This is a genomic window from Phreatobacter aquiterrae (assembly GCF_053471285.1).
Window position 1 is genome coordinate 101043 of record NZ_JBJPHW010000005.1, and the last position, 14738, is coordinate 115780.

At 66.9% G+C, this 14738-nt stretch carries 13 protein-coding genes; 9 read left to right on the forward strand and 4 right to left on the reverse strand.

The window, feature by feature from the left end; all coding sequences use genetic code 11:
- Nucleotides 1-33: 33 nt before the first annotated feature.
- Nucleotides 34-807, reverse strand: coding sequence for an IclR family transcriptional regulator (locus ACJ4V0_RS09505; protein ID WP_448299341.1), 774 nt, complete (start codon nt 805-807; stop codon nt 34-36).
- 106 nt (nt 808-913) lie between these two features.
- Between ACJ4V0_RS09505 and ACJ4V0_RS09510 the strand changes: the two genes are divergently transcribed.
- The 3 genes from ACJ4V0_RS09510 to ACJ4V0_RS09520 are packed head-to-tail and all read left to right on the forward strand — an operon-like array spanning nt 914 to nt 4637.
- Nucleotides 914-2053 carry an acyl-CoA dehydrogenase family protein gene (locus ACJ4V0_RS09510; RefSeq protein ID WP_448299342.1) on the forward strand — a complete coding sequence of 380 codons (1140 nt, stop codon included), beginning with the start codon at nt 914-916 and terminating at the stop codon, nt 2051-2053.
- Nucleotides 2050-3663: a class I adenylate-forming enzyme family protein gene (locus ACJ4V0_RS09515; protein ID WP_448299343.1), complete on the forward strand. Its 1614-nt coding sequence runs from the start codon at nt 2050-2052 to the stop codon at nt 3661-3663. The genes ACJ4V0_RS09510 and ACJ4V0_RS09515 overlap by 4 nt, the downstream gene beginning before the upstream one ends.
- Nucleotides 3660-4637: a Bug family tripartite tricarboxylate transporter substrate binding protein gene (locus ACJ4V0_RS09520; protein WP_448299344.1), complete on the forward strand. Its 978-nt coding sequence runs from the start codon at nt 3660-3662 to the stop codon at nt 4635-4637. Before ACJ4V0_RS09515 ends, ACJ4V0_RS09520 begins: the two co-directional genes overlap by 4 nt.
- A gap of 20 nt (nt 4638-4657) precedes the next feature.
- Here the strand turns inward: ACJ4V0_RS09520 and ACJ4V0_RS09525 are convergent, their stop codons facing one another.
- On the reverse strand, nt 4658-5374 hold the full coding sequence (locus ACJ4V0_RS09525) for an enoyl-CoA hydratase/isomerase family protein (RefSeq protein ID WP_448299345.1): 717 nt from the start codon (nt 5372-5374) through the stop codon (nt 4658-4660).
- Between the two features lie 107 nt (nt 5375-5481).
- Between ACJ4V0_RS09525 and ACJ4V0_RS09530 the strand changes: the two genes are divergently transcribed.
- The 4 genes from ACJ4V0_RS09530 (at nt 5482) to ACJ4V0_RS09545 (ending at nt 10449) form a co-directional block, all read left to right on the forward strand.
- Nucleotides 5482-5967, forward strand: coding sequence for a MaoC/PaaZ C-terminal domain-containing protein (locus tag ACJ4V0_RS09530; protein WP_448299346.1), 486 nt, complete (start codon nt 5482-5484; stop codon nt 5965-5967).
- A gap of 15 nt (nt 5968-5982) precedes the next feature.
- A complete protein-coding gene (locus tag ACJ4V0_RS09535) occupies nt 5983-7182 on the forward strand; it encodes a CaiB/BaiF CoA transferase family protein (RefSeq protein ID WP_448299347.1) in 1200 nt (399 codons plus the stop codon).
- Nucleotides 7183-7311: 129 nt separating this feature from the next.
- Nucleotides 7312-8316, forward strand: a complete 1005-nt coding sequence (locus tag ACJ4V0_RS09540) for a TAXI family TRAP transporter solute-binding subunit (RefSeq protein ID WP_448299348.1) — start codon at nt 7312-7314, stop codon at nt 8314-8316.
- A gap of 3 nt (nt 8317-8319) precedes the next feature.
- The gene (locus ACJ4V0_RS09545) at nt 8320-10449 is read left to right on the forward strand and encodes a TRAP transporter permease (RefSeq protein WP_448299349.1); all 2130 of its coding nucleotides are present in this window, start codon (nt 8320-8322) and stop codon (nt 10447-10449) included.
- Nucleotides 10450-10461: 12 nt separating this feature from the next.
- On the opposite strand, the gene ACJ4V0_RS09550 is transcribed toward ACJ4V0_RS09545, so the two are convergent.
- Nucleotides 10462-11250 (reverse strand): CoA-transferase, encoded by a 789-nt coding sequence (locus tag ACJ4V0_RS09550; protein ID WP_448299350.1) that lies wholly within the window; start codon nt 11248-11250, stop codon nt 10462-10464.
- 2 nt (nt 11251-11252) lie between these two features.
- A complete protein-coding gene (locus ACJ4V0_RS09555; protein ID WP_448299351.1) occupies nt 11253-12068 on the reverse strand; it encodes a CoA transferase subunit A in 816 nt (271 codons plus the stop codon).
- A gap of 407 nt (nt 12069-12475) precedes the next feature.
- Here ACJ4V0_RS09555 and ACJ4V0_RS09560 point away from each other — a divergent pair, with 407 nt between their 5' ends.
- Both ACJ4V0_RS09560 and ACJ4V0_RS09565 read left to right on the forward strand, forming a co-directional pair.
- Nucleotides 12476-12730, forward strand: coding sequence for a DUF4212 domain-containing protein (locus ACJ4V0_RS09560; RefSeq protein ID WP_448299352.1), 255 nt, complete (start codon nt 12476-12478; stop codon nt 12728-12730).
- Nucleotides 12731-12740: 10 nt separating this feature from the next.
- A complete protein-coding gene (locus ACJ4V0_RS09565) occupies nt 12741-14717 on the forward strand; it encodes a sodium:solute symporter family protein (RefSeq protein WP_448299353.1) in 1977 nt (658 codons plus the stop codon).
- Nucleotides 14718-14738 lie beyond the last annotated feature (21 nt).

The following is a 14738-nucleotide window of genomic DNA, read 5'->3' on the forward strand; positions in this document are numbered from 1 at the left end:
AGGCTCGAGATCGCACGTCCGGCGAACCGTCGCTCAGGTCGCAGCGTCCTGCCGGAAATAGCGAGCGATCCTGGTCTTCAGCAGGGCAGCGAAGGCGTCTTCCTTTTCGACCACCTCGAAAGCCTGGCCGCCAATGCCGATGGCCATGGGCTGCGAGCGGTCGGCGGTCGGCAGCAGCGTGCAGACGATGCCCGCGCCGGGAACGATGCGACTGGCGGAGAGGGCGTGGCCCGTCGCGCGGATTGCGGCAATTTCCGCCATGATGTCGTCAGCCGCCAGCGGCGCGGCGTCGGGCTCGCGCGCCTGCGCGGCGCGGGCGATACGCCTGGCAATCTCGGTGTCGTCCATGGCCGAAAGCAGCATCAGTCCCATGCCGGAATCGGCGATCGGCCGGCGCGTCCCGGCGGGAATGTGCAGGCGCATGGCCCGCGTCGCCGGGATCACGGCGATGTAGAGGACGTGAATGTCGCTGGCGATGCCGAGCAGGATCGTCTCGCCGGTCTCCTCGCCGAGGTCCCGCATCAGCCGGGTGACCCGCCCGTCGGTGATGCGCTCGTCCACCCAGCGGCCGAGCATGGAGACGCGCGGGGTCGGCTGCACCCGCCGGTCGGGCAGGGCGGTCAGATAGCCGCGGTCGATCAGGCTGTTGACCAGCATCGACGTGCTGGATTGCGGAATGCCCATCTCGCGCGCGATCTCCGTCACGCTCGCCGGCCGTTCCAGCCGGTCGAACAGTTCCAGAAGAGCGAGCACGCGGGTGGCGGACTTCACCCCGGCGGTATCGAAGGACTTGCGTGGACGCGGCATGGGCACCTCTGACCATTGAATCGCATATGTGATAATCAAAATCAAATTGACGAATATTCTGCCGCCTGCCACATCTGCGGCAGGGAAAATAGGAAACGGATCACGGATGGAACTCTGGCCGGCCTGTATCGACGCGGACTATGTCGCGGGCGTCCGGGAGTTCGCACGGCGGGAGATCGTCCCCCACGCCGATGACATCGACCGCCGCGACGTCTATCCGCGCGACATCCTCAAGGCCATGGCGAAGGCCGGCTACAACGCGGTGACCTTGCCGAGGGAGCAGGGAGGCGCGGGCCTGACGCACAGCCACGCCGCCGCGGTGTTCGAGGAGGTGTCCTATGCCAGCGGCGCGGTGGGCATTTCCCTCATCACCATCTTCCAGGCCCAGACCATCCTGAAGACCTTCGGCAACGACACGCTGAAGGCGACATACCTGCCGCAGTTCGGTCAGGGGCTGCTGTCCTCCTACGCCCTGACCGAGGCCAACCACGGCAGCGATATCCGCAGCCTCGACACCAAGGCGGTGCGCGACGGCCAGGGCTGGCTGCTGAACGGCGAGAAGTCCTTCATCACCTCAGGCTCGGCCGCCGAGTTCTTCATCATCCTCGCCGAAACGCCGGTCGGGGTGTCGACCTTCGCGGTGCCGATGGGGCTGGAGGGGCTGTCCTCCTATGTCGGCACCAATTCGGCGACCTTCGGCCTGCGCAACGGGCCGCACGTCAACCTCGTGCTGAAGGACGTGCGCCTGCCGGACCACGCGCTCATCGGCGTCGAGGGCAAGGGGGTGCGGCAGGCGGTCGGCACGCTCAACTATTCGCGCACGCTGGCCGGCGCCATCAGCATCGGCATCGCCCGCGCCGCCTTCGACGCCGCCCTCGACTTCGTCGGCAAGCGCAAGGCCTTCGATCAGCGCGTCATCGAGTTCCAGGGGATACAGTGGTATTTCGCCGACATGATGAGCGAGATCGAGGCGGCGCGCCTTCTCGTCTATCGCGCCGCCCGGGCGCTCGATGACGGCGTCGACCAGGACCGCTACGCCAGCGCCGCCAAGCTGAAGGCGGCGAAGGTCGCGACCGACGTCGCGGCGCTCGCCGTTCAGGTCTGCGGCGCCTACGGCGTCATGGAGAACGCCCCGTTCGGCCGCTTTCTGCGCGACGCCAAGGCCTATGAGATCGCCGGCGGCTCGGCCGAGATCCTCAAGAACACGCTCGGCAAATACCTGATGCGTCATCTCGCCGCCTCATGATCACCGACCTCCTCGCCCGCAACGCCGCCGCCCATCCCGACCGCACCTTCGTGGTCACGGACGAGGGCGAGTGGTCGTTCGGCGCGGTCGATGCGGCGGCCCGGCGCTTCGGCGCCGCGCTGCAGGCGCGCGGCATCGCCCCGGGCGACCACGTGGCGCTGATCGCCGGCAACAGCGCCGGATTCCTGATCGCCTGGTTCGGCATCAATCTGGCAGGCGCGGTCGCGGTCACGATCAACACCCAACTCGTCGGCGACGGGCTCGCCTATGTCGTCACCCAGTCCGAGGCGAAGCTGGTCGTCGCCGACCGCACCTTCCTCGCGTCGCAGGGCGCGGCCGGGCAGGGCGCGTTCCTCGGCATTCCGCTCATGGAACTCGCCGCCGATGCCGCACTGATGACGCCGGGCGGCGAAGACGGGACGCAGCGGCCGGTGCGCCTCGGGCCGCTCGCCCCCGCCACGATGATGTACACCTCCGGCACCACAGGTCTGCCGAAGGGCGTCATCAACAGCCACGCGGCCTATCTGGCTGCGGGCGCGGAGATCGTCGCGGCCCTCGGGTTCCGCGCCGACGACCGCTGCATGGTCGTCCTGCCGCTGTTCCACGCCAATCCGCAGATGTATGCGGTGATGTCGGCGCTTCAGGCCGGTTATGCGCTGATCCTGCGCGAGAAGTTCTCGGCCTCTGCGTTCTTTGATGACGCCCGGCGCTTCCGCGCCACCTGCTTCACTTATGTCGGCACGATCCTGTCGATCCTGGTCGCCCGCCATGGCGAGGATCGCGACCATGCCTTGCGCTTCTGCACCGGGGGCGGCGCGCCGGAAAAGGTCTGGCGCGAGGTCGAGCAGCGCTTCGGCGTGAAGGTGCGCGAACTCTACGGCATGACCGAGATCGGCGGTTTCGTCTGCATCAACACGGAAAGCGCCACCCGCATCGGTTCCTGTGGCCGCATCCGCCCGGACATGGATGTCCGGATCGTTGATGCCGACGACAATGAGCTCCCCTCCGGCGAGCAGGGCGAGATCGTCGTTCGCCCACTGAAGCCGGGTGTTATCCTCACCGGCTACTGGCGCCAGCCCGACAAGATGGTCGAGGCCTCGCGCAACCTGTGGTTCCACACCGGCGACCGAGGCCATATCGACGCCGACGGCTATGTTGTCTTCCATGGCCGCATCAAGGAACTCATCCGCCGCGGCGGCGAGATGGTCTCGCCCGTCGAGATCGAGACGGTGCTGCGCAAGATGCCCGGTGTGGCGGACTGCGCCGTCGTCGGAGTCGAGGACGCGGTGCTGGGGCAGGAGATCAAGGTGCTCGTCGTTCCGGACGGCGCCCCACCCGCGCCGCAGGCCGTCCTCGCCTATCTCGCGGGCCGCGTTCCGGGTTTCATGATGCCCCGCTACATCGAATTTGCCGCTGCGGTTCCCAAGACCGAGACCGAGAAGGTCCAGCGGCACAAGATCGCCTATGTCGATGGCCGCGTCCACGACATGGCGTCCCCCGACCGGCAGGGCTTGCCCCGCACGTCCTTGCCGTCTTCCATCGCGCCCGACGCGGCGATCACCGCAACGGGCGCGCCGCTATCCAACGTTTCAAAGGGAGGAATTTCATGATCGATCGTCGCAGCTTTGCCCTGGGCACCACAGCCCTGGGCCTTTCGCTTGCCGCACCGGCCATCGGCCGGGCGCAGGCCACCTATCCGGTACGGCCGGTCCGCATGCTCGTCGGCTTTGCAGCCGGCGGCCCGACCGACATCGTCGCCCGCCAGCTCGCCCAGTACATGGCCGAGTCCTTCGGCCAGCCGATCATCATCGAGAACCGCGGCGGCGCCAACGGCAACATCGCTGCGCAGGAAATCGCCTCGGCCACGCCGGACGGCTACAACCTTTTCTACAACACCTCGGCCATCACCATCAGCCCGGCGCTCTATCCGCGCCTCGGCTATGACGCCAAGGCCTTCACGCCCATCGGGCTGTCGGCGACGGTGCCGATGGTCCTCGAGGTCCACAACGAGATGCCGGTGAGCAACGTCAAGGAGTTCATCGACTACGTGAAGGCCAATGCCGACAAGCTGTCCTATGCCTCCACCGGCAACGGCTCGATCACCCATCTGGGGACGGCCCTGCTGCTCGGCCGCATCGGCGCCAAGGTGACGCACGTGCCCTATCGCGGCAGCGCCCCGGCGCTCGTGGACCTCGCCGGCGGCCGCGTCCACTTCATGACCGATACGATCAACTCGTCGCTGCCCTTCATCAAGGACGGCCGCCTGAAGCCGCTGGCCGTCACCAGCACGCGGCGCCTCGCGGCCCTTCCCGACACGCCGACGCTGACCGAACTCGGCCTTCAGGACCTCGAGATCGGCGCCTGGCAGGGCATCGTCGCGCCGGCCGGCACGCCGCGCCCGGTGGTGGACAAGGTCAATGCGTCGATGATGACCGCGCTGAAGAACCCGGAGTTCCTCTCGCGGCTGGAAGTGCAGCAGACGACGCCGCTCGGCAGCACGCCGGAGGAGTACGGCAAGTACATCCTCGCGGAGATCGCCCGCTGGGACAAGGTGGTGAAGGAGAACGGCATCACCATGAACTGAGCGGGGCCCGCCCGCCCGGATCAGGCGCCGGCCTTGCGGACACCCCGCAGCATGGCCGGCCACAGCGCAAGCGTTTCGGCGAAATCATCATCGCCGAAACGCCTCAGGCGCATCCTGGTGAGCGCCATCGCGGCCGGTTCGAGCCTGGAAAGATCTGCGGCGAGGGCGAGGGCGGCCTCGACCACCGCTCCCGGTTCGGCCTCGCGCGAGAACAGGCCGAGACGGCGGCACTCCTCTGCATCCAACATCCGCCCGGTGAGGCAGAGGTCGGTCGCGACCATCCGGCCGAGCGCCGCGCCGATGATCCAGGGCCCGGACGCGGACGCGATGCCGGCGCGGATCTCCGGCTGGCCCATGCGCACCCCGGCATGGCCGACACGGAAGTCGCAGAGCAGCGCCACCTGGAAGGCCGAGCCGGCGGCAACGCCGTTGAGCGCCGCGATGGTGGGTTTGGAAAGGGTCCGGAAGGCGCCGAAGAAGCGGCCCCACCCCTCCACCCAGGCGTCGATCTGGTCGTCGGACGGCGATGGTTCGTCGCGGTCCTGGCCGGCGCCGAAGGCCCGGTCGCCGGCGCCCGTGACGATGACCGCCCGGGTCTCGGGATCGCGGTCGAGATCGGCGAGCGCCGCGACGATTGCCTCGCGCATCGCGCCGTTCCACGCATTGAGCGCGTCGGGTCGGTTGAAGGTCAGGATCGCGGCCGGACCGCGGCGCTCGACAGTGATGACGTCAGGCATCAGGCCGTCTCCTTATTATCGCATATGCGATAAACTTAATCGTATTGACGAATTCGAGCCTGTCATCTAGCACCGCGGCCAAGGCTGCGAAAGAACCGGAGGAAGCCATGGCGGACGAAATGAAGACGGTGGGCCTCGGCCTGCGCTGGGAAGACACGCCGGTCGGGATGAAGTTCCGCACCATCGGCCGCACCGTCACCGATGCCGACATCACCCTATTCGTCGGTGTCACCGGCATGGTCGAGGTGCTGTTCACCAACCTCGAGTATCTTGAGGAGGAATCGCTCTTCGCCGGCAAGCGCCTCTGCCCCGGCGCGCTGGTCTATTCCTTCGCCGAGGGTCTTCTGATGCAGTCCGTCGTGCAGGGTGTCGGCCTGTCCTTCCTCGGCATGGACCTCAACGTCGAGGGACCAACCTTCTCGGGCGACACACTGCATGTCGAATGCGAAGTGCTGGAGAGCCGCGCAACGAAGAAGCCCGGCCGCGGCATCGTGAAGACGGTGAACCGCGTCATCAACCAGCGCGGTGAGTGCGTGATGACCTACAGCCCGACGCGCCTCGTCAAGGGCCGCGACTACGCGCCGAAATCCTGAGCCGGGCGCCGCACAGTGGGACCCCTGGCCGGCATCCGCATCCTCGACCTGACCACCGTCATGATGGGCCCTTCGGCGACGCAGGTGCTCGCCGAGATGGGTGCCGACGTCGTCAAGGTCGAGGCGCCGGGCGGCGATCCCGTCCGCTACATCGGTCCGGCGCGGCACCACGGCATGGCGGCGCTCTTCCTCAACGCCAACGGCTCCAAGCGCTCCATCGTCATGGACCTGAAAAGCGAGGGCGGTCGCCGCGCCCTCCTGACGCTCTGCGAGGGCGCCGACGTCCTCGCCTACAACATCCGCCCGCAGGCGATGTCGCGGCTCGGCCTCGGCTACGAGGATGTCCGCGCCGTGAAGCCGGACATCATCTATGCCGGCATGTTCGGCTATGGCCAGGACGGCCCCTATGCCGCCCGCCCGGCCTATGACGATCTGATCCAGGGCGCGGCGCTGCTGCCGCACCTCATCGCCCGCGCCGGCGACGGCACGCCGCGCTACGTGCCGGCGGCCATCGCCGACCGCATCGTCGGCCTCGCCGCCGTCGGGGCCGTCAACGCTGCTCTGTTTCATCGCCAGAGGACGGGGCAGGGGCAGCGCGTCGACGTGCCCATGTTCGAGACCATGGTCGGCCTGACGCTCGGCGACCATCTCGGCGGCCTCACCTTCGATCCGCCGATCGGCGAGGGCGGATACCAGCGGCTCCTCTCCCCGGAGCGCCGGCCCTACCGGACGAAGGACGGCTACATCTGCGCGCTCGTCTACAACGACAAGCAGTGGAAGAGCTTCTACGCCGCCACCGGCCGCGCCGCGGCGCACGATGCCGATCCGCGCCTCGCCTCGATCAAGACGCGCACCGAGAATATCGATGCGCTCTACGCCGAGGTCGCGGCCGATTTCCTCTCGCGCACCACGGTGGAGTGGATGGCGCTCCTGGAAAAGGCCGACATTCCCTTCGTGCCGGTTCATGATTTCGCGACGATCATGGAGGACCCGCATCTGAAGGCGGTCAATTTCATGCCAGTCGTCGATCATCCGAGCGAGGGGGCGATCCGCAAGATCCAACCGGCCGGCACCTGGTCGGCGACGCAGCCGGAGCCGCATCGCCCGGCCCCGCGGCTTGGCGAGCATACGGTGGAACTGCTGCGGGAGGCCGGGCTCTCCGAAGCCGACATCGACGGCCTCATCGCCGCAGGCGCGGTGCAGGCCGAGGCCTGAGGCTGTCCGGACCGCCGGCTGTGTCGTCCCCGGTGCCGGTGGTGGGGTGCGTCAAATTTGAAGTTTGCCTTCCGCCGCGTTCGCCCTAGTTTGTCCGACAACGAACATCCACCAAGGGGGAACAACCAAATGCCCGATCGTCGCCAATTCATTATCGGTACCGCGGGGCTGATCGCAGCGCCGTCCATCGCCCGCGCTCAGGCGCGCAACTACATTCTCGCGACCGCCACCCTCGGGGGCACCTACTATCCCGTAGGCGTCGCCCTCGCGACCCTCGCCAAGCTGCGCCTGCAGAGCGCCAAGCAGATCGACATGTCGGCCATCTCTTCCGCCGGTTCGGGCGAGAACATCCGCCTGATGCGCGAGAACCAGGCCCAGTTCGCCATTCTCCAGGGCCTGTTCGGCGTCTATGCCCGCGACGGATCCGGCCCCATCGCCCAGGCCGGAAAGCAGCCCAACGTGCGCTCCATCTGCGCGCTCTGGGGCAATGTCGAGCACTTCGTCGTTCGCGCCCGCTATGCGCCCACCGGCACCATCGACGACATCATGAACCTGCGCGGCAAGCGCTTCTCCATGTCGGCGCGCAATTCGGGCACCGAATTCTCGAACCGTTTCATCTTCGCCAACATGGGCATCGACCCGAACATCTTCGACCTGGTGTTCCTCGGCTTCGGCCCCTCGACGGAGGCCATGCTCAACGGCCAGATCGACGGCTCCAATCCGGGCGGCGGCGTGCCGGTGGCGGCGATCACCCAGCTCTTCGCCCGCAACGCGTCGGACTTCAAGCTGCTGCAGTTCACGCCGGAGCAGGCGAAGAAGGCCGATGGCGACAACGGCCTCTACGTGCCCTTCACGATTCCGGCCAACTCCTATCCGAACCAGCCGCAGCCGCTGCAGACCATCGTTCAGCCCAACTTCCTCGCCGTGAACGACACCGTCCCGGAAGCCGACGTCTACGAGGTCACCAAGGCGATCTTCGAGAACCTGCCGTTCCTCAACGGGATCCACGCGGCAACCAAGGAGATCAACATCCAGACGGCTCTCGCCGGCATCGTCAATCCGGTCCATCCGGGCGCGGCGCTCTACTATCGCGAGAAGGGGGTCACGATCCCCGAGCGTATTCGCCCGGCCTGATCCGTGAGCGACACTGTCGGTCTGCGGGACGACCGCAATCCGCGCGGCGAGGGAAGCCTCGTCGCGCATTTCGTCTATTGGGGGGGCGCGCTGCTGGCGGCCTGGCACATCTGGCTGAACACCTTCGGGGTGTTGAGCGAACTGCGCGCCAGCACCATCCATTTTGCCGGCTTCGCCGTGATCGGCGCGCTGAGCTGGCCCCTGCTCTCCGGCGGCGGCCGCCGCGGCGCCCTTGCGCTTTTCGCCGACATCATCATCTGCCTTCTGGCGGTCGGTTGCGTCTTCTATCTGTTCCTCGGCGAGGAGAGCTTCTACGCCCGCTCCAGCACCTTCCGCTGGTATGATTGGGTCTTCACCATAGCCGCGCCGCTGATTGCGCTGGAACTGATCCGCCGGACGACGGGCTGGGTCGTGCCGATCCTCTGCATCATCGCCTCCCTCTACATGACGGTGCTCGGCCCCTGGGTGCCGGGCGCCTTCCGCTTTGCCGGCCTCAGCCTCGAGATCGCACTGTTCCGAGTCTTCTATTCGGACGACGGCATGTTCGGAAACATCGCGCAGATCTCGTGGAACCTCGTCGCGATGTTCATCATCTTCGGCGCCTTCCTGCAGGTGTCCGGAGCAGACAGGTTCGTTCTCGACATCGGCCGCGCGCTCGCCCGCCGGATGCTCGGCGGTCCGGGCTTCGTCGCCGTCATCGCCTCGGCGCTCTCCGGCACCATTTCCGGCTCGGCCGTCGCCAATGTCACCTCGACGGGTGTCGTCACGATTCCCCTGATGAAGAAGGCCGGCTTCAAGCCGCATTTCGCCGCCGGCGTCGAGACGGCCGCCTCCACCGGTGGCGGCATCCTGCCGCCGATCATGGGGGCAGGGGCCTTCATCATGGCCTCGATGACGTCGATCCCCTATCTCACCATCGCGGCGGTCGCGGCGATTCCGGCCCTCGTCTATTTCTTCGGCGTCGCCATGGGCGTGCGCATCCACGCCAAGCGCCACGACCTGCGCTTCGTCGACGAGGAAGCACCGCCCATGTGGGAGACGGTCCGTCGGCGCGGCCTGCCGTTCCTCGTCCCCTTCACGCTTCTTCTCTACCTGCTCTTCACCGGCATTGGCCCGGCCTATGCGGCGGGAGCCGCCATTGCCGCAGTCGTCGTGGTCTCCTGGATCTCGGACACGCCGATGGGCCCGCGACGCATCATCGAGGCTCTGGCGGTTGGAGCGAAGAGCATGGCGCCGACGGCGGTGCTGCTCGTCGGCATCGGCATCATGATCTCGGCGGTCGCCACCACTGGTATCGGCAGCACCTTCTCGATCATGGTGGAGCGCTGGGCGGCCGGGAACCTCGCCATCGCCCTGGTGCTGATCGCGCTGGCGTCCCTCATCCTCGGCGCGGCGCTGCCCGTCACCGCCTCCTATGTGGTGCTGGCGACGCTCTCGGCGCCCGCGCTGACCGACATGATCCTCAGCCAGACGGCGACCGCCTCGCTCGTCGCCGGCAACATCCCCGACATGGTCCGGATGATCGGCCAGCTGGCGGCCCCGGACCTGGCGATCCCGCCCGGGGGGACGGCCATGGCAAAGGCGGACGCAGCACGCCTCCTTGCGGCGATCCCCATCGAGATGCGCAGCCAGGTCTTCGAGTCTCTGCTGACGCCGGGCGCGGCGACGCTGGCGCTGCTGTCCTCCCACATGATCATCTTCTGGCTCAGCCAGGACAGCAACGTCACGCCGCCGGTCTGCATCCCCGCCTATGCGGCCGCCTCCATCGCGGAGGCGAAGCCCATACCCTCCGCAATGGTCGCCTGGCGGTTGTCGAAGGCGCTCTATTTCGTGCCCCTGATGATGGCTTACCAGCCCTTCCTGTCGAGCAACATCTTCGTCCAGCTCTACATCGCCGCCTTCGCCCTGCCGGGCATCTACGGCATGTCGGCGGCGATCGAAGGTTTTGCCGAGGCGCCGATGAAGATCGTCGAGCGCGTCCTGATGGGCGTCGCCGGTTTCGTCCTGATCGTGCCCTTCGGCGAGATCGCCAACTGGGTCGCCATCTCGGTGTTCATCGTGCTGATGGCCATCAACCTCAGGCGCTCGCGGCGGATCGCGCGGGCGGAGACAGCGGCCGTCGCGCCGACCTGAGCGCTGAGGGAGTTACGAGGGCTGTCCCAGCCGGGTCTCCGCAGCGGCGATGGTCGTTGCGAGCTGCCGGGCGAATTCCGGATAGGTCTCGCCGAGCTCGGTGAGCACGCGGCCGCGCAGCAGCGAGAGGGTCGCCGCGTCGGGATCAGCGGTCTCCGCCGGATCGGCGTCGTGATCGAAGGCAAATCCCGTCGCGGCCCTGATCTCGGCGAGCGTGTGCCCGGGGTGGACGCTTTCGAGCCGGAACCGCTTCCGCGCCTTGTCGAAGGAAAAGACGCCGAGGCTGGTCAGCAGCGCATGCGGCCCGCCGGAGCGATGCACGCCCTCGGGGCTCGTCCCCGGCGCGGAGACGAAATCCACCTTCTCGACGAAGACGCGCGGCGTGTGCTCCTCGCGGAACAGGATGACGCGCGGCACGACGAAATAGAGATAGCTGGAGCCGAAGGAGCCCGGCCAGCGCACCGGCGTCTGCGGATAGTCGCCGGTCCCGACGAGGTTGATGTTGGCCTCGCCGTCGATCTGGCCGCCGCCGAGGAAGAAGGCATCGATGCGCCCCTGTCCGGCGCAGTCGAAGAGCTCCGCCGAGCCGTTGGTGAAGAAGTTGTGCTCGCGCGAGCCGAGGATGGAGATGCGCACCTTCGGCTTGCCGCCGCGCTCGGCGAGCGCCCTGAGTAGCATGGCGCCGGCGGCGGGAATGGGGGAGGAGGCGCCGACGGCGACATGGCGCACACCCTCCAGCAGCCGGGCAATGGTGACGATCAGCCGCTCGCGCGGCAGGACGGGGGCATCGGCAGGCGACATGCTCACACCGCCTCCAGCGCGCGGTCGGCGCCGTCGAGGAAAGCGCGGAAACCTTCCGGCGTGCGCGCCTCGCGGGCATAGCGGCTGATCTCCGCCATGTCGGCGGGATATTCGCCCCACAGGCCGATGGGGGCGGCCCCCTGCGGCGCCACCGCGACCGCCTCGACATAGAGCGCGGGGAGAACCCCCGCGGCCATCACCTCGTCCGACAGCAGGCTCGTATCGACGATGCGCTCGACGGTGACGAGCGTGCGTTCGGAGGCATAGGCGAGGCTTGCGAGTTCGCGTCGACGTCCGATCCAGACATTGCCGTCGCGGTCCGCCATCGGGCAGTGGAAGATCGTCACGTCCGGCCGGATGGCGGGAATGGCGACGATCGGATCCGGCTCGTCGGAGAAGGGGTTCTGGATCACCTTCCAGTCGGGCCGGTTGGCGAGCACGTCGGTGCCGATCATGCCGCGCAGGGTGGCGAAGGGCACGCCCTTCTGGGCGGCAAGAAAGCCGGCATGGACGGCCGGGCAGGTGGCGTCCATGACCTTGATGGAGCCCTCGCGCACGGCGCGGCTGAAGCATGGCGCCCCGCCGGCCTCGCCGAGCGTCATCGCGCTGGTCTCGATGGTTGCGACGCAGCCTGCGCCGATGAGCATATCCGGTTGCATGCCGCCGGTCGGCAGGCAGACGACGTGGAGGTTGCGCAGCCCGCGGGCGATCAGCGGGCGCGTCATCACCATCGACACGCCGGCATAGTCCACCGGCAGGGCGAGCCTGGCGCCATCGGGCACCATGCGGGCGAGGTCGTCGGGCGTGAGACTCTGCATGGGCGATCCTCCGACTGGCCTTCTGGGATTAGACCTTCGGTGCAGTATCGCGCTTCGTGTCCCTCCCTTTCAATCCGCCTCACGGCGGGTCAGGTCTCCGCTGGGTCCGGCCGCACACCTCGCCGGACAGGCCATGCGGCGGTGCAATACGGGGAATTCCCGTCCTGCAGGAGCATCGGGAAGCCGGCCAAGAAACGCCGCAGAAGATCATGCTGCGATGCAGCAAAGCCGGGTTCGAAATGTGGCGAAAACAGGGTTAGCCTAAAGTTCAAGCGACGTCGCGGCGTCGAACACTTACCGTTTCATCGGATGCGGCACGATTCCGGTCGGCCGTCCGTTTGTCGTTATTGGGCAGTTTCGGCCCCAAGCGCCCGCAGAGGCGCACCAAGATCAGGGAGGATGATCGGATGCCAGATAAACACGACTCCTATTGGGCCAAAACCAGTACCCTCATGTATATCATGCTGGGGCTATGGTTCTTCTTCAGCTTCTTCGTCCACATCTTCGTCGTTCCGCTCAACAAGATCGTGATTCTCGGGTTCCCGCTCGGCTTCTACATGGCCGCCCAGGGCTCGTTGATCGCCTTCGTCGTCATGCTGTTCGTGTTCGCAAGGGCGCAGGACAAGATCGACGTCGAAGAAGGCGTGGCGGAAGAGGAATAAGGGGGCGAACATGGCTACGCAAGAATCCACCGGCAGCGGCGACTTTCTCAACAATCTCGGCAGGGTCTACGGTATCTACACCGGAGGCTTTGCTGCATTCATCGTTCTGATCGCGATCCTTGAGCAGCTCGGCGTGCCCAACCGGGTGCTGGGCTACATGTTCGTTGGCTTCACGATCCTGGTCTATGCCTTCATCGGAATCATCTCGCGCACCATGCAGGTGTCCGAATATTACGTGGCGGGGCGGCGCGTGCCGGCCTTCTACAACGGCATGGCGACGGGTGCCGACTGGATGTCGGGCGCCTCCTTCGTCGGCATGGCCGGCTCGCTCTTCCTGCTCGGCTACGACGGCCTCGCCTTCGTGCTCGGCTGGACCGGCGGCTACGTGCTGGTGGCCATCCTCGTCGCGCCGTTCCTGCGCAAGTTCGGCGCCTACACGGTGCCCGACTTCCTGGCGGCCCGTTACGAGGGCAACGCCGCCCGCCTGATGGGCGTCATCGTGCTAATGTGCTGCTCCTTCACCTATGTGGTGGCGCAGATCTTCGCGACCGGCATCATCGCCCAGCGCTTCCTCGGCATGGACTTCGTGGTCGCCGTCTATGTCGGCCTCCTCGGCATCCTCGTCTGCTCGATGCTCGGCGGCATGCGCGCCGTGACCTGGACCCAGGTGGCCCAGTACATCGTGCTGATCGTCGCCTACCTCATCCCGGTGGTCATCCTGTCGGCGAAGAAGTTCGGCATCCCGATCCCGCAGCTCACCTACGGCCAGGCGATCAGCCAGATCTCCTCGCTCGAGCAGAGCTTCATCCAGCAGGGGCTCGCACCGGCTGGCATGAAGCAGCACGTGGCTCCGTTCACCAGCTATTCGCCGGCGAACTACTTCGCGCTGATCCTCTGCCTGATGGTCGGCACCGCCTCGCTGCCGCACGTTCTGATGCGCTATTTCACGACGCCCAGCGTCAAGGAAGCCCGCATCTCGGTGGCCTGGTCGCTGCTGTTCATCTTCCTGCTCTACTTCACCGCTCCGGCCTATGCGGCGTTCTCCAAGCTCGAGGTCTATTCGACCCTGATCGGCAAGAACCTCACGGACATGCCGCAGTGGGTCTACAACTGGGGTTCGCTCGGTCTGGTGACGATCTGCGGCAAGGCTGCGGCCTCCGCGGAGGCAATACGCGAGGCCTGTAGCGCGATTTCCGGCCATGCCGGCATTCTCCGCTGGCAGGACTTCGCCATCAACACCGACGTGGTGGTGCTGTCGACGCCTGAGATCGCCGGCCTGCCCTATGTGATCGCCGGCCTCGTCGCCGCCGGTGGCCTCGCCGCCGCGCTGTCGACCGCCGACGGTCTGCTGCTGGCTATCGCCAACGCCCTGTCGCACGACATCTACTACAAGATGATCGATCCGAACGCGCCCACCGCGCGCCGGCTCGTCGTGTCCCGCGTCTTCCTGGTCGTCGTCGCTATCGCGGCGGCCTGGACCGCGTCCCAGAGACCGGCAGACATCCTGTCGATGGTCGCCTGGGCCTTCTCCATCGCTGCGGCAGGCCTGTTCCCGGCCCTCGTCCTCGGCGTCTGGTGGAAGAGGACGACAAAGCAGGGCGCCTTCTGGGGTATGCTCGCGGGCTTCGGCGTCTGCATGATGTACCTGATCGTGACGCGCTATTTCCCGGGCTTCGGCGTGAAGTATCTGGGCATGTCGGCGCTTCTCAATCCGATCACCTGGGCGCCGATCGTCGACCTCACCACGGCCATGGCGGCTCCGAATGCCATGGACGGATGGGTCGTCGCCTCGCATCCCATGGCCTCGAAGGTCGGCTGGTTCAACATCAACAACATCTCGGCGGCTCTCTTCGGTCTGCCCGTCGGGTTCCTGGTGATGTATGTGGTGTCGCTGATGACGCCGGAGCCGTCCAAGGAGATGCAGGACTTCATCGATGCCTGCCGTCGTCCGCGAGGCAAGACGCTGATGGAGGAGAAGACCACCTGACGGCGCTCTTCTGTCGCACCA